Genomic DNA, 17661 nt, shown 5'->3' with positions numbered 1-17661 from the left:
ACTCTTTCGCATAGTGTTACGCCATTTTTTTTCATTCTAGTAAAGGAGGAGTATGATGGACTTTCGTTTTGATCTCATCATGGACTATGCGCCATTGTTTTTAAAGGGAACATTGCTTACCCTTGGGTTATCACTAGCAGGAATTGTTATTGGAACAGCGCTCGGTTTGGCCATTGGGTTAGGAAAAATGGTGAAAAACAAGTGGTTGTCACTACCTTTTGACTTATACATTACATTTTTCAGAGGAACTCCTTTATTTGTCCAGATTTTGCTCATTCACTTTGGTCTCGTTCCATTGTTCACAGGGAAGACGGAGCCAGTGACAGCTGCTATTCTTGCATTATCACTTAATGCAGCAGCATACATTGCAGAAATCTTCCGAGCTGGAATTCAATCGATTGACAAAGGGCAGATGGAAGCGGCTAGAACACTTGGCATGACTCATGTACAAGCTATGAGACACGTCATTCTGCCACAAGCGTTTAAGAGAATGATTCCTCCATTAGGAAATGAATTTATCGTGCTAATTAAGGAATCCTCTTTAGCAGCGGTCATTGCGGCTCCAGAGATTATGTATTGGGGACGAGCTATGCAAGGACAATACTTCAAAGTTTGGGAACCTTATTTAACGGTAGCAGTGATTTATCTCGTTATCACGTTATCCTTGAGCTTCCTGCTAAATCGTCTTGAGAGGAGGTTATCAACAGAATGATTAAAGTGAGTAACTTAAAAAAGTCATTTGGCCATAATGAAGTACTAAAAAACATTAATGCTGAAATTAAACCGCAAGAAGTGGTCGTTGTAATCGGTCCTTCTGGCTCAGGAAAGTCGACGTTTCTTCGCTGTTTGAACTTGTTGGAATCGGTAACAGATGGTCATGTATATATTGAAGGTGTGGATCTTACAGATAAAAGCGTGAATATCAATAAAGTAAGACAGAATGTAGGAATGGTTTTTCAACAATTTAACCTATTTCCACATAAAACAGTGATTGAAAATATTGTGATGGCTCCTGTGAAAGTGAAGAAGGTAGACGAAGAAGTGGCTCGTCAAAAGGGATTAGACCTTTTACGAAAAGTCGGTCTAGAGGATAAGGCTGATGCCTATCCTGATTCATTATCAGGAGGTCAAAAACAGCGTGTGGCGATTGCAAGAGCACTTGCCATGGAACCAAAAATTATGCTATTTGATGAACCAACCTCTGCACTAGACCCAGAGATGGTCGGTGAGGTTCTAGAGGTTATGAAACAGCTAGCAAAAGAAGGTATGACAATGGTTGTTGTGACACATGAAATGGGTTTTGCAAGAGAAGTTGGCGATCGAGTGATCTTCATGGACGGCGGTTATATTGTGGAAGAAAATGTACCTGATGAGCTGTTTACCAATCCACAGCAGGAACGAACAAAATCATTTTTAAGTAAGGTACTGTAAAAGGATGTCCGATTACGGACATCCTTTTTTGCATAAAATGCTTTTTCCTGAGACACAATAAGAATGACTCGTAGCTCAAAGAACAGAGCAACCTCTCGTATCCCTGATACGGGAAGAGTCGTTTATGGGTTAAAGTCCCATCGAGTCGGAAACACAGGTTCTAATGGACCTGTGTTTTTTTTGTCTAGCTCCAGCGCCCAGCGACTAGTGTACTTCGCTCTCTTCCTTACGATAAGTCAACATCGGATCGCTAGCGCTCTCCGTGTTTCCTTTATCTCAGTCAGAGCGCTCCAGTCCATACGTCACTAACCGGGCGCTTGCGCTTTTCTTGCAACTAATATCCTTTTTTAAAATCTACTACGTTCATGGACGGCTCCTCACCATTTACATACTGTCGTAAGTTTGGCAAAAAGATATCTTCTACCACTCGCCGGTCATAATATTCAGTTGAACCCGAAGTATGAGGAGTGACAATCACATTTTCCATTTCCCATAAAGGACTGTTTTCAGGAAGTGGCTCGACCTCAAATACATCTAATCCGGCGCCTGCAATTTCTCCGGTTTGAAGTGCCTGAATAAGATCCTCCTCCACAACAATTTCTCCACGACCGATATTTACGAAAAAAGAACCGGGCTTCATTAGCTGAAATTGTTTCATAGAGAATAATCCTTTAGTATCCTTCGTTAAAGGAAGGGTAGAAACCACATAATCGCATTGAGGAAGGACCGTATCAAGCTCCGTTGTAACGTACATTTCATCCACATGTTCCTCAGACAAACGGGAGTTTCTTACACCGAGTACTTTCATTCCAAACGCCTTAGCAATCTTTGCTGTTTCTTTTCCAATTGCTCCAACACCGATAATGCCAATCGTTTTCCCATGGATCTCAAGCTTTAGTCCAGCATGATGCCAGTGTTTAGAGGACTGATTTCGGACATACGTATGAATATTCCGAGTAAGTGCAAGCATCAATCCGAAGATGGTTTCTGAAATTGGATAGGCATGGACACCATTCGCACTTGTAACCGTTACTCCACGCTCATGAAGAATGTGTAGAGGTAAGTTATTCACACCGGCACTCCAAGTTTGAACCCATTTTAGAGTGGAGGAGCTGCCTAATAGGTCTGTTATATCCTTTTTCCATCCTAAAATAATTTCTGCGTTATGAATATGTTCCTTGTAGATTTCTTTTCCAACAACGATTTCCCAGTCTGGTAAAACAGCTTGCATTTCGTTAACATATACTTGTTCCAGATTATGAGTAACGACAAGTTTTCTCAAAGTGTGGCACCTACTTTTTTGAAAATTTCGATATTCTAAATATAACATAAAAAAGTATTGACCCGCTAATCTGAGAAATATGATAAAGTAGTCTTTACATTCAAAAAGTCAGCAGTAAGGTGATAAAAGTGGAGAAAAAGCAAGTCGTGTACGACATTATGGAAGTATGTCTATTAGCAGGGAGAATCATGCTCCAAAGTGGGGCTGAAACATACCGGGTGGAGGATACGATGGAGAGAATCGCCCGTGCATTTGGGGTTAGAGAGGCCCATTGTTTTGTCACACCAACAGGCATTATTTTTTCAATCGAAAGTACAGAGCCTACCAAAACAAAGCTTGTGCGAATAACAGAAAGAACAACGGATCTTCATAAAGTTGCTTTGGTAAACGGGGTATCCCGCCGGATAACGAATGGAGAACTTGATATCGAAAAGGCCTTTCGTGCGTTAACAGAAGTAGAGGAGTCCCAGTTAACGTATTCGACAACCATTCAAATCCTTGCAGCAGCAATTGCGAGTGGTTGCTTTTTAATTATGTTTAATGGAAGTTGGATCGACTTTCTGCCTGCTTGTATTACGGGTGGGATAGGGTTTACGAGTGTGATGTACTTTCACAGAGTCGTTCCGATAAAGTTTTTTTCTGAGTTTATTGGTTCGATTATTATCGGAATTCTTTCCTTTCTATTTGTCCATATGGGTCTTGGTGTTGAGTTAGATAAAATTATTATCGGATCGGTTATGCCGCTCGTTCCGGGTTTGCTTTTAACCAATGCGGTTAGAGATTTAATGGCGGGACACTTGGTTTCAGGTATATCTAAAGGAGCGGAAGCACTACTAACCGCTTTTGCGATCGGGTCAGGCATTGCTGTTGTATTATCATTTCTTTAAAGGAGGCGCCCCGCCATGTACATTCTTCAACATTTGCTATTAAGTTTTTTGGCTGCCGCCGCTTTTGGTATTATTTTTAATGCTCCTAAATCCTCATTAATACAATCAGGTTTTGTTGGCATGCTTGGTTGGATTATTTATATTCTTTTCACGATGAATGGCGCTGATGCAGTGAATGCTACGTTAGTTGCATCCTTCGTTATTGCCGTGGCCAGTCAGGTCTTTGCTAAGCTTTATCGAACACCGATTATCATATTTATTGTTGCAGGAATCATCCCACTTGTTCCGGGTGGAATGGCATATGACGCCATGAGAAACTTTGTTGAAAATGACTATAATATTGCGTTAGCACTTGCTGCAAAAGCTTTCTTGATTTCAGGGGCGATTGCTATGGGAATCGTTTTTTCCGAAGTAATTAACCAGCTTATTAGAAAGACGGCCATCATAAAAAAGAGCTAATATTGATTCAAGGATTTGCCATATTGGAATCCGAATGTCCTCCTCTCTTTTTGATTACCCTATCAATAGGGGAGGTGTTATACGATGGCACAGGACGTTTTATGTGAGGTAAGTAATTGTGTATACAATGAAGAAGGAATGAAGTGTGGAGCAGAACAAATTTTCGTTGTAAGCCACCGCGGCAAAGAAGCGGATACAAGCCGTGAGACGGATTGTAAAACATTCGAACCTGAAGGACTATAAGAATGAAAAAGACAGCGCGAGCGAGCGCTGTCTTTTTATATGCGTAAAAAACAGAGTTTTCGGGATTTCTTACCAAAGGAGCATAATTCACCCACTAGTAACAAATGATATACAAAACTGGAATGAAAGTTAGTTTTTATCAGATAAGGATGATTGCTGTTGGTAACCTTTTTGTTTTCTTTCATATTGCTAGCGTCTATCGGAGTGATTACCATGTTTGATCTATATTTATATGATCGTTCGCTTCTGTCGATTTTAGATGCAAATATATTCTTTGAAAAAGGGACAAGTCAATGGATGTTGTATGCGAATTTACTATGCGGATTCATCTTCGGTATTGTGGTAGATTACCGATTTAGGAAAAGTAAAAAATCAAGTGAATCGTCATGAAAAATATTCTTGTTGAGAAGTTGTCCCTTTGGCAATTATTTATATTGATTTTTATTTTTGAAATTGGAAGTGCGGCAGTAGTAAGCACAGGGAATGATGCGAATCAGGATGCTTGGATTGCGATTGGATTAGCAATGTTCTTCGGTATGGGGGTAGCCTTGATGTATTATTTTATGCTCTCAAGATTACCTGGTAAAAATCTCTTTGAAATCTTTCAGTTTTGCTTTGGAAAATGGATAGGCGGATTATTAACTTTACTGTATATTTTGTACTTTCTTTATATTGCTTCCCGTGTTCTTCGGGATTTTTGCGAACTGATTGTTTCGTTTATTTTTGACGAGACACCGATTGAATTTATCGCGATCACTATGGTGATTGTAATCGTGTATATGTTGTATTTAGGACTCGAGGTAATGGGGAGAACAAGCGAGGTGTTCATACCCTACTTCTTCTCCTTTATCATAATCATCGGTATTGCTGTTTTTATCTCGGGTGAAATGGAATTTGAGAATTTGTTCCCGATTCTTGGTGATGGATTTAAACCGGTGATGAAAGCTGTATTTCCACAGCTTTTAACTTTTCCTTTTGGAGAATTAATCGCTTTTACCATGATTATCCCTTACACAACGAAATTTAAAAAAACCAAAAAAATAACCTTACTTGCTGTCATTTTAAGTGGAGTAATGCTCATTTACAATGCCATTTTGCAAATTACCACTCTTGGTGTAGATATGAGAGCAAGATCGAATTTCCCTCTTCTATCGGCGGCTCGGGAAATATCATTATTGGAATTTATAGAACGTGTCGATCTAGTGGTAGTTTTCATCGTAATGTTTGGAATTATTATTAAGGTGAGTGTGTTTTTCTATGGGGCATTAAAAGGATTAGAGCTCATAAGCAATCGACCATATCGGATGTACGTGGTACCGATTGGAACGATTATTTCCTTTATATCAGTGAAAATTAGTGATAATTTTGCTGAGCATATTGAAGAAGGCTTAATCGTTGTTCCATTGTTTATGCATGTTCCGTTTCAATTGCTGCTTCCTCTAATGGTCCTACCAGTACTCCTATGGAAGACGAGAAAGAATAAGGAGGGAAGAAAATGAGTTTCTTTAGTTCAATGTTTACAAGAAAAAAAAATAAGAACAAAGGTAAACCAACAACGGAAGAGCTTTTTGAACAGCAGGATGTTCCAAAACAATATTATACCCAAGTGGAAAAAAACAGGAAGCTTCTAGAAGAGTTATTTGAGGGAACCTTTGATTTTAAGTGTGAACCCATAAAAATTGGTGGACATAAAGCCTATTTAACGTATTTAAGCACCATGACTGATAAAAATGAGCTATCTAATCGAGTGATTCAGGCTGCGACCAATCGTCAAACGGATAAAGCATTCAGTAATATGAATGAAATGAGAGAGCTGTATTTTCCTTCGATTGATTTTAAAATTGCAGAAAACTTTCATCGAGTGGTATGGGGGGTATTAAACGGAGAAGCAATAATTATGGTGGATGGGTACTCTGAGGCACTTTCATTAGGGATTGGAATGCCAGAGCAACGAGCCATTTCAGAACCTAGCACACAGACGATTATTCGTGGACCGAAAGACGGTTTCGTAGAAGGTCTTCAGGTAAATCTTTTATTAGTCAGAAAACGTCTGAAAAATCCTCGCCTTAAGTTTGAAATATTCCAAATGGGTAGGGACTCCAAAACAAATGTGGCACTTGGGTATATTAATGACATTGCAAATGAAGATTTATTAAATGAAGTTAAAGAACGATTGAATAAGATAGATGTAGGCGCCTTACTTGATTCAGGAAATGTGGAAGAATTCATTGTCGATAAAACCCTCACTCCCTTTCCACTCGTGTACAATACAGAACGGCCTGATAGTATTTGCGGACACTTATTGGAAGGGAAAATGGCTATATTTGTAGATGGTAGCCCCTTTGTATTAACGGTACCAACACTTTTCATTGATTTTTTTCAGGCGTCCGAGGACTATTATCAGCCATTTATCATGTCAAGCTTTGTTAGACTTGTTAGATATTCGTCTTTCATGGTTGCGCTATTATTTCCATCACTGTATGTGGCCATATCAACTTATCATCATGAGCTTATGCCCACACAGCTATTGATCAGTGTACAAGCACAACGGGAGGGAGTCCCTTTCCCTGCTGTTATTGAGATTATCATCATGGAGCTTTCTTTTGAAGTGTTGAGAGAGGCTGGAGTTCGTATGCCAAGGGTGGTTGGGCAAACCGTTTCTATTGTTGGGGCACTCGTTATAGGACAAGCGGCTGTTGAAGCTGGTCTAGTGTCAAATGTTCTAGTTATTGTCGTCGCTTTTACCGCCATTGCGAGCTTTGTATCTCCTATCTATAGTTTCTCCATTGCCACACGCTTGCTCCGTTTTGTTGTTATATTTAGCGCGGCCTTTATGGGATTATACGGTGTTCTTCTATTTTTAATAGTCATGGTTATTCATTTAGTTAGTCTTCGATCCTTCGGTATCCCTTATTTGGCACCGGTGGCACCGTTTCAACCAAGAAATCAGGATGATGTATTTGTTCGTGTTCCGATATGGTTAAATAAAAACCGACCTTCGTATTTATATCCGAAATCCCCAGTTAGAAGTGAAGAGAATAATCAGCCAAGTCCCCCAGATCAGCCATTAGGAGGACAAAAATGAAGCTTAAAAATGCATTATTGATCTTGGGATGTGTCGTTATGTTATCCGGCTGTTGGGATCGGATTGAATTGAACGATGTTTCAATTGTAACAGGGCTTGCAGTTGATAAGGGAGAAAACAGTAAATATCGATTAACCATCGAGGTAGTGAATGCGAGTCAATTTTCAAAAAATCAAATGGGTGGGGAGGCTGCTCCGGCCTTAACTTACGCACTTGAAGGAAATTCAATATCTGAGCTTCTTCATAAAACGAATATTGGAATCACTAGAAGATTAATTTTTTCTCATACGAGGGTGCTATACATTAGTGAAGTAATTGCAAAGGAAGGGATGATAGAATTTATTGATTTCCTTGATCGTAGCGGTCAGTTTCGAAATGATTTTAACATCATGGTGACAAAGGGTGAAAAGGCGGAAGCGTTTGTAAAAGTGACGTATCCCATTCAAAAGGTCCCTTCATTAAAAATACATAAGCAAACACAATCCTTTAATAAGGAGTGGGGAGGAGATCCGGGAGTAAGACTTACAGATTTTATCTCTGCACTAACATCCAAGGGGCGCAATCCTGTGTCAGCTACATTAGTGATTAAAGGGGACCCCGAAAAGGGAGAAAAATCTGAAAATAATATGAAGACGAGTGTCGATACACTTGTGGAAATGGACGGAATGGCTGTTTTCAAAGATGACCGTTTAGTAGGATATTTAAGTGTGGAAGAAACAAGAAATTACTTCTGGACGCAAGAACTAAAGACAACAAGTATAAGTGTACCCTGTACGGACGAGGAAAAAAAACCTGAGGATGACAGATATATCGCTGTAACCGTGTCAGAAACTCATAATAAACTAAAAGTCGATTATACGAATGGAAAGCCTGTTTTAAAGGTGAAGATAAATGGTGAAACAAGAATTGAAGCCACTCAATGTATGAATGATTTAACCAAAATTGATACATATAAAGATTTTGAAGAGAAAATCAATCGTTATGTGGCTAACCATATACAGGAAACCATCAAGAAAGTTCAAACAGAGTTTGGTGTAGATATTTTTGGTTTTGGAGATGCATTTAATCGACAACATCATAAAGAGTACAAAAAGGTAGAAAATAACTGGGATGAAGTATTTGCGCAAGCTGACGTAGAAGTTGATATCAATCTTCATTTAAGAAGGTCTGGAGTTAGAGGGAAAACCTTTATTACAGAAATTCCAAGAGAATAGACAATGTGGGGTCTTTCAGCTAGTATTTAAATAGGTTTATTAAGAGCGAGCTGATTATATCAGCTTTGATTAAAGGAGAAGCATATGAGTACGACAATTGTAAACGAGCTACAACCATTTATACAGGATGTATGGACAAAAGAAGGATTTAAGGAGTTAACGAGTGTTCAAACAAAGGCAGTCCCTTTCATCGTAGAAGGCAAAGATGTGATAGCGGAGTCGCCAACAGGAACAGGAAAAACACTAGCGTATCTTCTACCAGTATTAAATAAATTGGATCCCGAGAAACGAACGATTCAAGCAGTTATTCTGGCTTCCTCGCAGGAGCTAGTCATGCAAATTCTTTCTGAGATCCAAAAATGGAGTGAAGGAAGCGGAATTCGTTCGGCCTCTTTTATCGGAGGAGCAAACGTCAAGCGTCAGCTCGAAAAGCTAAAGAAACAGCCCCATATTATTGCAGGAACCCCTGGACGTATGATGGAACTGATCGCACAAAAGAAAATCAAAATGCATGAGGTAAAAACGATTGTACTTGATGAAGGTGACCAGCTTTTAACAAAAGAGCATCTACAGACAGTGAAGAATATTGTGAAGTCCTCCCAGGCGGATCGCCAGGTGGTCTTATTTTCAGCGACTCTACCGGAGCATTCCGTGACTTTAGCTAAGGAATTAACGAAGGATGCTGAGGTCATTAAAATTAAAAAAGATGAAACGATTGAGTCTGGTGCGGTTGACCATGTGTATTTCACTGCGGAACAACGCGATAAAATTAAGCTACTTGAAAAAATTTCACGCTTGGAAGAAGCAAGTGTCCTAGTATTCATTAAAGATATCGGAAACTTAAATGTAGTATCAGAAAAGCTTGCCTTTCAAAATGTAAATGCGTCTGTTTTACATAGTGATTTAAACAAGGACAAACGTAAAAATGCTTTGAAAGATTTTCGAACAGGCAAGGTGAATATGCTACTTGCTACGGATGTAGCAGCGAGAGGGTTAGACATTAAAGGCATCACACATGTGGTTCATTATGATTTCCCTAGAGATATAGAGCAATATGTACACCGATCAGGACGTACGGGAAGATTTGGAGCAGAAGGTACCGTTATTTCTTTAGTAAATGAACGTGAGGAAAGAGATTTAAAGAAATTTTCTCGGGATTTAAATAAGGATGTTGTAAAAAAGGTGTTTTTTAAAGGCCAAATGGTTGATGCGAATTCAAGAAAGTAAGTTCCAAGGAGTGGGAGAGATTCCCACTCCTTGTTGTATAATAAAGGTATATTTTAAAAAGGGGTTGGCGGAATGGAGAGTCCACGTTTACATAAAGCTTATGAAGAGTGGTTTGAAGAAGCTACGGTCGACTTGATTCAGGAAAAGATGGCTTCTGGTGAGATCACCTCTAAAGAGCTTGTAACCATGTATTTGCATCGCATTCGTACAGTAGATCCAAAAATCAATTCCGTTCTTGAAGTGAATCCTCACGCCCTACAGATTGCAGCAAGTCTTGATGCAGAACGAAAAACGAAGGGACCACGCGGCCCGCTCCACGGAATTCCTGTTCTGATTAAGGATAATATCGATACAGGTGACCAAATGCATACGAGTGCAGGTTCATTGGCACTTGCTGATTCCTATGCAAAAGAAGATTCAAAGGTAGCTGCTCTTTTAAGAGAAGCGGGGGCAGTCATTTTAGGAAAAACCAATATGACCGAATGGGCTAATTTTATGGCTGAAGGGATGAAAAGTGGCTATAGTTCTCGTGGAGGACAGGTGTTAAACCCGTACAGACCAGGTCAGTTCGATGTGGGTGGTTCAAGTTCGGGATCAGGTGCTTCCATTGCAGCCAACCTAGCTGTTGTAGCTGTGGGGACCGAAACCTCTGGATCCATCTTAAGTCCAGCTAGCCAAAATTCTTTGGTAGGAATAAAACCAACTCTAGGGTTAGTAAGTCGAAAAGGGATTATACCGATCGCTCATAGTCAGGATACTGCCGGCCCAATGGCGAGAACGGTTACTGATGCAGTCTATTTATTAAGCGCTTTATCTGCTCAAGATGTTAATGATCCAGTGACGTTAACGAACACAGAGTTAAATCAGATGGACTTCACTTCATTTTTGGATGATCAAGGATTAAAAGGGGCTCGAATTGGAATTGCCCGTGATGTATACTTTGGGTATTTAAATGAAGGTCAGCTTCAGGTGATGAATAAAGCCATTGAAAAGCTAGTCGAGCTTGGCGCCGAGGTCGTAGACCATGTGATTATCCCATCGACAGGACGAAAATGGAGCTATGATGTGCTCACGTATGAGTTTAAATCGGATGTGAATGCCTACTTAAAAACAGTGGATTCCTCGGTAAAAATAAGGTCACTTTCGGATGTGATTCAGTTTAATAAAGAGAATGAAGAAACATGCTTAAAGTATGGACAAGTCGTTCTTGAGGAAGCGGAGGCTACATCTGGCAAGCTAACCGAAGAAGCGTACTTAAAAGCGCTTGAAGAAGATCTGTACTATTCAACAGAGCAAGGAATCGATTACGTTATAAAGGAGCACCAGCTGGATGCCATCGTGTTCCCAAATAATTTTGGAGCAGGAATTCCAGCGAAAGCAGGATATCCTTCCATTACGGTTCCCGCTGGTTATACGAGTGAAGGAGAACCGGTTGGAATCACGTTCACCGGTACCGCCTATAGTGAACCAACGCTTATTAAACTAGGTTTTGCGTTTGAACAAGCAACAAAGCATCGAAAACCTCCAATATTCGAATAAGGTGAGACTTTACTTCTCATACTACCTATGTAAGTATCCTCTTTTTAAAAGGAGATGTTTTACATGGGAAGAACAAAGCTTGGAAATGCCAATGCGCAGCGTAATAACAACAGAAAGCAACAACAAACTAGCTCGGAGCTAGTGGAGTTTACAACAACGGATAAAAAGGATATTCGCCGTAATCGTCCGACGAATCAATAATAAAATGATGCTACCTCTTTGGTAGCATCATTTTATTTTAATCAGTACCTTGCATTAATCACTACTGTGTATTAATATATAAACTGGAAGTACATGGTATTTATTTTTAGGAGGTGCCATTTTTGAATGTACAGTTTAAAAAAGGTGTATTAGAGCTTTGTGTGTTAGTTCTTATTTCAAAAAGAGATCAATATGGATATGAATTGGCACAAAATATATCAAATAAAATTGAAGTGGCAGAAGGGACGCTATATCCTCTTCTAAGAAGGTTAACAAAAGAAGATCATGTCACTACTTATTTAGCTGAGTCAACGGAGGGTCCCCCTAGGAAATATTATTCCATTACGCAAAAGGGATTAAATTATATGAATGAATTAGTAGTAGAATGGCAACAGTTCTCAACTGCTGTCTCACAGTTTATTGAAGAAGGGACGAAAACCATTGAGTAGAAATGAATTCTTGCAAACGCTTGAAAGTTTACTACACACTGTTCCCGAAGTGGATCGGAGAGAAATGTTATACGACTATGAAGAGCATTTTCAAATTGGAGTGGGAAACGGAAAGAACTTAAAAGAACTAACTGAAGAACTTGGAGATCCTTATGCTATTGCACGTGACCTGTTAGCTGATTACCATGACGGGAGATTAATTCCTGAAAAGAAAAAGAGAGGACTAGGAAAGAAAATTTTTATAGGGTTTAGTCTGTTTCTCTTTAATGGGATTTTTATTATTGCTCCGGTTGCAGCAATATTAAGTGTAATTGTTTTGGTTTGGGTAGTTGCGCTTGCACTTACACTCTCCCCGCTTGTTCTTATTACATCTTCTCTTCTAGGCTATAGCTACGAGAGCCTAACGGTTAATTTTTTCGCTTCACTAACTTTATTCAGTTTAGGAATGCTTATTGGAATTGGAATGTTGAATGTATCGAAATACTTTTATAGAATATTAGTAAGGTATAGTAGGTTTACTATTAGTGTGGTTCAAGGGGGGAGAACGGCATGAAGAAAATCGTGAGTGCATTATTTATCATGCTAGCCATTGGAATAGTGGGAACATTGGTTTCAGTTAGTGCATCAGGTGGATTTTCATTCGAAACGTATGAGATCAAAGATAAGTTAGTGCTTGAAAATCAAAAGTTGGAAAATCTAAACTTTCACTTTGAGTCTAGTGATGTGATGGTTGTTCCAAGCAGTGAAGATAATATCACTGTTGAATTACACGGAAAGATAAGTAGAAAGCTAAAAAAAGAATTGTCCCTTGTAGCCGAGGATAACGGAAATACAGTAGATGTTAAATTAATTGATCATAATCAACAAATAATAAACATCGGTATTCTTATATACGATACGAACATTCGTATACATGTTCCAGAAAAAGAATATAAGTCGATTACTGTTGTCACATCATCAGCAGATATTGGAGCAGAAGGTGTACTAGCAAAGGAATTACATTTTAAAACAAGTTCCGGAGATATCAAGGTTGAATCAAGTGATGCTAGGGAGTCTTTTGAAGTGAAGACATCAAGTGGAGACGTCACCGTGGAGAAGACTAAGTCAAAGAAAATTAACCTTATTTCGAGTAGTGGAGACCTTTTTCTAAAAGGAAGTCAAGCAACATCAATAAGTACAATAGCATCTTCTGGGGATGTAGTACTTTCGGATGTGGAAGGAGACGTGGAGACCATTACTTCATCAGGCGATATGTCAATCTCCAGTCAACAGCTAACTGGAGATATTACTGCAAAATCATCAAGTGGCGATGTAATTATTGAGTTCAAGGACAAACCAACTTCTATGAAGCTAGACTTCAAAGGAGAGTCAGGTAGTGGCATCATAGATATTAAGCAAATGAGTTATCAGGAAAAAGAAGAAGATCGTATCATTGGTCAGCTTGGTGACGGCGAATACGAATTGAATGTAAAAACCAACTCAGGTGATTTTTACTTGAAATAGGTTATAGATGTTTTTTAAGTATGACCATGCCCCTAACAAAGGGGGCATGGCTCAATGATATACGAATTAATCCAAATTTAACTTTTTCAAAGGCTCTACCGCAGGACCCTCGACAACTGTTCCGTCGTAAGTGTATCGTGACCCGTGGCAAGGGCAGTCCCATGTACGATCTCCGTGATTCCATTCAACCTCACAGCCTAAATGAGTGCAGGTTGTGTCTACAAGATGCAGACAGCCGTCATGGTCGCGATAGGCACCGGCGCGCTCGCCTTTCACCATCACAACTGCTCCTTCATCTACCTCTACCTCACCTGGCTCTTTTCCAACATACTCAAGCTTCCCCTTTACCAAATGCTTCGCAACGTCCGCATTAATCTTAATGAATTTTTTGATATCCGGATCTGAATCAAAACGTTGAGGAGCATAAAAATCTCGGTACATATTTTCTTTGCCAAGTATCGTATCAGAAAGCAAAAGGGCTGCCTGCGTTCCATTCGTCATTCCCCATTTACGATAGCCAGTAGCAATATGAATATTGGAATTTTTCTCGGTGACAGGTCCAATATAAGGGATTTTATCTAATGTGATCATATCCTGAGCAGACCAGCGGTACTTGTACTCTTTAATACCAAAAACATCATTAGCGAACTCCTCTAGCGCCATGTAATGCTTCATGGTGTCCACACCTTGTCCGGTTTTATGACCGTCCCCACCTTGTCCGGTTTTATGACCGTCCCCACTAACAAGAACAAGCTGCTCTCCGTTCTCAAGAGGGGTAGACCTTAACGAGCGAGTAGGTGAATCGGCACCATAATACATGCCACCAGGAAACTCTTTTTGTGTTGTTACCGCAACGATATAGGAACGTTTAACTTCAAGACGTGTAAAATAAAAACCATTTTTATCAACAAACGGAAAATGAGACGCTGCAATCACATGCTCGCACGTTACTTTTTTCCCGTTTCTTAAAACCACCTTAGGTTGTGAACCTTCCTCTACATCTGTAGCCGTTACATTTTCGTAAACCACCCCACCAGCTTCAATAAATTTACGTAAAAGTACATTCAAGTACTTGAGTGGATGAAACTGGGCTTGGTCAGGCATCACAAGGGTAGACATGGATTTAATGTTAAAAGGAAGGGCTGCCTCTGTTAACTCCCCACGTATGCCGAGCTTTCGATAGGCATCTGCCTCCTCTTCCACTTGATACGCATATTGGTCAGAGACAGCATAAATAATGGCCTCTTGGGTTGAAAAATCGCACTCGATGCTATGTTCATTTACCATTCGATTGATAAACTCAATAGCGTCAGCAGCACCCTGATAATACATCTTCGCTCGTTCTTCTCCAAAGTTTTGGAGCAATTCATTATATATTAATCCATGCTGAGCCGTTATTTTTGCCGTCGTATGACCGGTTGTTCCATTTAGAACCCTCCCAGCCTCAAGAATAGCGACTTTTAAGCCTTTATTAGCTAATAGATAACCAGCTGTTATGCCGGTGATACCAGCTCCAACAATCGCCACATCCACACTGATATCCTCGATTAAAGAATTGTAAATCGGTAAATCCATGTCTCTCCAATAGGGTTCTGGAAAGCGGGGCATTTCATAGTCCTTCATAGACATAGCCGTTCCTCCTCAAATCTTCTAGATGAACATAATTTTTCCAAGTGAGAGAGAAATATGTATGGAAGAAAGGACAATTTTCCAAGCCATACATTTGGTTTTGCACATACTAAAAGAAACCGAACGAAGGAGGGTCAACCATGCCTGAATTACCAGAAATGGAGACGTATCGGAAGTTGTTAAGTGAGCGATTATCAGGGAAAGAGATTTCTAGAGTGACCATCACTCGTGAAAAGTCGATCAATATGGAGGGTGAAACGTTTATATCGAAAGTACAAGGAGCTAGGGTACAAGCCATTCATAGAAGAGCCAAGCACTTGATTTTTAAATTAAGTAAGGGAGACAACTTGCTGCTGCACTTAATGCTTGGAGGTTGGATGTATGTCGGAAGTGAGAATGACCAGCCCAAAAGAACCAAACAGGTAATTCTTTCTTTTGGGGAAATGGAGTTATATTTTATTGGTTTACGGCTAGGGTATCTACATCTTTTATCAGAGGTGGAGCTTGAAAAGGAGCTGTCTGATTTAGGGCCAGAACCGTTGAATGGCCATTTAACCTATACAGCTTGGCTTGATTTAATCGGAGAAAAAAGAGGACGACTTAAAACCACTCTTCTTGATCAGCAATTTATCGCAGGAATTGGGAATTGTTATTCGGATGAAATATGCTATGGTGCTCGGCTCATGCCTACTAAGCAAGCAGATACACTGGATGAGGGAATGCAAAAGGATCTTTATGATGCGATTCAGTCAGTCCTGCAGAGAGCACTTGGATTTGGGGGCTATATGGACCAACCTTTATATAAAGGCGATGCCTTCACGGGTGGATATAATGATCATTGCTTTGTTTATGATCGAGAAGGGGAATCCTGTGGGAGATGTGGAGGAACCATTTGCTTTGAAGAGGTATCCTCGAGAAAATGTTTTTATTGTCCAGGGTGTCAAAGGGACTAAGAAAAGCGCAAGCGCCCTGGTCAGCGCCGTATGGCCTGGAGCGCTCCAACTGAGATAAAGGAAACACGAAGAGCCAGAGGCGATTCGATGTTGACTTATCGTAGGGCGGAGAGCGAAGGACACTAGGCGCTAGGGCGCTGGAGCTAGACAATTTTCAAAGTTGAAAATCTTATACTTTCTTATCTTTAAAAAAAGTGGCCCGAGAGAGATTCGAGCCACTTATTTTTATTCTTTTGGAGCGGGATCAATTCGATGTGCATCCTCTGAATCAAGTGCCGTTCTTAGATAATAAATAAACACACCACCAACAATTCCTAAGCAAATAGCCAATCCAACAGTTGTAACCCACATCAAACCCATGGAAATCCCTCCTTTACACACTATATGAAGGGGACAATGAATCTTTTCCAATTTGGAAACATTCTCCTTGATTTTTTTAGCTGAGGAAGATGAATTCTATTATTGTTAGGAGGTGGTAAATATGCTTAAAAAGCTATTCTTAGGAATTGCTCTATTACTGTCATTGGTGGTTATCCCAACAAACTCGTTCGCACAACAAGTGTATACTGTTCAACCGGGAGATAGCTTATGGAAAATTGCTGTTCGCTATCAAGTGGGATTGTCCGAAATTATTCAGGCAAACCCACAGTTTCGGAATCCAGCACTTATTTATCCGGGACAAAGGGTAAACATTCCAAACTATGATGCGACCAAGTCGATTGAAAATCAAGTTGTTCAATTGACGAACCAAGAGCGTGCCAAGTATGGATTAAAGCCTCTTGTTGCGGACTGGGAACTAGCACGAGTGGCGCGTTACAAATCAGCTGATATGAGAGACCGAAACTATTTTTCTCACACAAGCCCTACATACGGATCGCCATTTGATATGATGAAAAACTTCGGAATATCGTACCGTAGTGCAGGAGAAAATATTGCAGCAGGTCAACGCACACCGCAAGAGGTAGTGACTGCATGGATGAACAGTGAAGGTCACCGCAAAAACATCCTGAGCTCAGGATACACGCATATCGGTGTCGGATATGCACAAGGCGGATCAAAGCAGCATTACTGGACACAAATGTTTATTTCTAAGTAGGAAAAGTCGGGGGGAACTCCGGCTTTTTTCTTTGGGGAGGTATGATGTAGTTTGCGTGTGGAAACGGGAGATCGCCGCAAGTTAAAACGGGGGGCGCAAGTGAATTTTGAAGATCGCAAGTAAAATCGAGGGATCGCAAATAAAACGTTAAGATCGCAAGTGAAATCGAAGGATCGCAAATAAAATCGAAGGATCGCAAATGAAATTTGAAGATCGCAAATAAAATCTGAGAATCGCAAATAAATTTTGAAAATCGCAAATAAAATCCGAGAATCGCAAATAATTCCCCAAAATCGCAAATAAAGAAGACCCAGCTCATAGAAAACAAGATTAGGTCCGTATAATTGTGTAAAAAGAATAGAGTCATTTTATTCTCTCTTGGCTAAAATGTTTAACAACCACGATAAACATAGAAAAGAGGAATAAAAATGACTCATTTACAGTTTAACCTAAATATGGATCT

At 39.9% G+C, this 17661-nt stretch carries 20 protein-coding genes; 17 read left to right on the top strand and 3 right to left on the bottom strand.

All coding sequences use genetic code 11. The features are described 5' to 3' along the window. Positions 1-55: 55 nt before the first annotated feature. Together ACRX5O_RS23775 and ACRX5O_RS23770 are read left to right on the top strand one after the other, a co-directional pair. A complete protein-coding gene (locus tag ACRX5O_RS23775) occupies positions 56-712 on the top strand; it encodes an amino acid ABC transporter permease (protein WP_160547304.1) in 657 nt (218 codons plus the stop codon). Beyond that, a complete protein-coding gene (locus tag ACRX5O_RS23770; protein ID WP_433908215.1) occupies positions 709-1431 on the top strand; it encodes an amino acid ABC transporter ATP-binding protein in 723 nt (240 codons plus the stop codon). Before ACRX5O_RS23775 ends, ACRX5O_RS23770 begins: the two co-directional genes overlap by 4 nt. 334 nt (positions 1432-1765) lie before the next feature. Here the strand turns inward: ACRX5O_RS23770 and ACRX5O_RS23765 are convergent, their stop codons facing one another. Beyond that, on the bottom strand, positions 1766-2761 hold the full coding sequence (locus ACRX5O_RS23765) for a D-2-hydroxyacid dehydrogenase (RefSeq protein WP_433908214.1): 996 nt from the start codon (positions 2759-2761) through the stop codon (positions 1766-1768). A gap of 110 nt (positions 2762-2871) precedes the next feature. On the opposite strand from ACRX5O_RS23765, the gene ACRX5O_RS23760 reads away from it, so the two are divergent. From ACRX5O_RS23760 to ACRX5O_RS23700, 13 genes are all read left to right on the top strand, one after another. Then, positions 2872-3600, top strand: coding sequence for a threonine/serine exporter family protein (locus ACRX5O_RS23760; RefSeq protein ID WP_433908242.1), 729 nt, complete (start codon positions 2872-2874; stop codon positions 3598-3600). 15 nt (positions 3601-3615) lie between these two features. Further along, on the top strand, positions 3616-4059 hold the full coding sequence (locus ACRX5O_RS23755) for a threonine/serine exporter family protein (protein ID WP_433908213.1): 444 nt from the start codon (positions 3616-3618) through the stop codon (positions 4057-4059). Positions 4060-4143: 84 nt separating this feature from the next. Beyond that, positions 4144-4302 carry a DUF1540 domain-containing protein gene (locus tag ACRX5O_RS23750; RefSeq protein ID WP_433908212.1) on the top strand — a complete coding sequence of 53 codons (159 nt, stop codon included), beginning with the start codon at positions 4144-4146 and terminating at the stop codon, positions 4300-4302. Positions 4303-4515: 213 nt separating this feature from the next. After that, positions 4516-4692: a hypothetical protein gene (locus ACRX5O_RS23745; protein WP_433908211.1), complete on the top strand. Its 177-nt coding sequence runs from the start codon at positions 4516-4518 to the stop codon at positions 4690-4692. Continuing rightward, complete coding sequence (locus ACRX5O_RS23740; RefSeq protein WP_433908210.1) at positions 4689-5801, top strand: GerAB/ArcD/ProY family transporter; 1113 nt, start codon at positions 4689-4691, stop codon at positions 5799-5801. The genes ACRX5O_RS23745 and ACRX5O_RS23740 overlap by 4 nt, the downstream gene beginning before the upstream one ends. After that, on the top strand, positions 5798-7387 hold the full coding sequence (locus tag ACRX5O_RS23735) for a spore germination protein (RefSeq protein WP_433908209.1): 1590 nt from the start codon (positions 5798-5800) through the stop codon (positions 7385-7387). The genes ACRX5O_RS23740 and ACRX5O_RS23735 overlap by 4 nt, the downstream gene beginning before the upstream one ends. Further along, positions 7384-8601, top strand: a complete 1218-nt coding sequence (locus tag ACRX5O_RS23730; RefSeq protein ID WP_433908208.1) for a Ger(x)C family spore germination protein — start codon at positions 7384-7386, stop codon at positions 8599-8601. The genes ACRX5O_RS23735 and ACRX5O_RS23730 overlap by 4 nt, the downstream gene beginning before the upstream one ends. A gap of 84 nt (positions 8602-8685) precedes the next feature. Then, positions 8686-9828: a DEAD/DEAH box helicase gene (locus tag ACRX5O_RS23725; protein ID WP_433908207.1), complete on the top strand. Its 1143-nt coding sequence runs from the start codon at positions 8686-8688 to the stop codon at positions 9826-9828. A gap of 72 nt (positions 9829-9900) precedes the next feature. Further along, positions 9901-11367, top strand: coding sequence for an amidase family protein (locus ACRX5O_RS23720; RefSeq protein WP_433908206.1), 1467 nt, complete (start codon positions 9901-9903; stop codon positions 11365-11367). A gap of 63 nt (positions 11368-11430) precedes the next feature. Beyond that, a complete protein-coding gene (locus tag ACRX5O_RS23715) occupies positions 11431-11568 on the top strand; it encodes a hypothetical protein (RefSeq protein WP_433908205.1) in 138 nt (45 codons plus the stop codon). 122 nt (positions 11569-11690) lie between these two features. Continuing rightward, entirely contained in the window at positions 11691-12017 is a 327-nt protein-coding gene (locus ACRX5O_RS23710) for a PadR family transcriptional regulator (protein ID WP_433908204.1), read from the top strand. Next, positions 12010-12570 carry an HAAS signaling domain-containing protein gene (locus ACRX5O_RS23705; RefSeq protein WP_433908203.1) on the top strand — a complete coding sequence of 187 codons (561 nt, stop codon included), beginning with the start codon at positions 12010-12012 and terminating at the stop codon, positions 12568-12570. Before ACRX5O_RS23710 ends, ACRX5O_RS23705 begins: the two co-directional genes overlap by 8 nt. Continuing rightward, the gene (locus ACRX5O_RS23700) at positions 12567-13520 is read left to right on the top strand and encodes a DUF4097 family beta strand repeat-containing protein (protein ID WP_433908202.1); all 954 of its coding nucleotides are present in this window, start codon (positions 12567-12569) and stop codon (positions 13518-13520) included. Before ACRX5O_RS23705 ends, ACRX5O_RS23700 begins: the two co-directional genes overlap by 4 nt. 66 nt (positions 13521-13586) lie before the next feature. On the opposite strand, the gene ACRX5O_RS23695 is transcribed toward ACRX5O_RS23700, so the two are convergent. Beyond that, positions 13587-15149: an FAD-dependent oxidoreductase gene (locus ACRX5O_RS23695; protein WP_433908201.1), complete on the bottom strand. Its 1563-nt coding sequence runs from the start codon at positions 15147-15149 to the stop codon at positions 13587-13589. A gap of 140 nt (positions 15150-15289) precedes the next feature. On the opposite strand from ACRX5O_RS23695, the gene ACRX5O_RS23690 reads away from it, so the two are divergent. Then, complete coding sequence (locus ACRX5O_RS23690; RefSeq protein WP_433908200.1) at positions 15290-16102, top strand: Fpg/Nei family DNA glycosylase; 813 nt, start codon at positions 15290-15292, stop codon at positions 16100-16102. 225 nt (positions 16103-16327) lie between these two features. On the opposite strand, the gene ACRX5O_RS23685 is transcribed toward ACRX5O_RS23690, so the two are convergent. After that, positions 16328-16462, bottom strand: coding sequence for a hypothetical protein (locus ACRX5O_RS23685; protein WP_276131168.1), 135 nt, complete (start codon positions 16460-16462; stop codon positions 16328-16330). 121 nt (positions 16463-16583) lie between these two features. Here ACRX5O_RS23685 and safA point away from each other — a divergent pair, with 121 nt between their 5' ends. Beyond that, positions 16584-17198, top strand: a complete 615-nt coding sequence (safA, locus tag ACRX5O_RS23680; RefSeq protein ID WP_119706680.1) for a SafA/ExsA family spore coat assembly protein — start codon at positions 16584-16586, stop codon at positions 17196-17198. Positions 17199-17661: the final 463 nt, after the last annotated feature.

The sequence above is a fragment of the Robertmurraya mesotrionivorans genome, assembly GCF_050971805.1.
Classification (GTDB): Bacteria; Bacillota; Bacilli; order Bacillales; family Cytobacillaceae; genus Robertmurraya_A.
The sequence above is the reverse complement of the archived record's forward strand: the minus strand, read 5'-3'. Positions and strand labels throughout refer to the sequence as shown.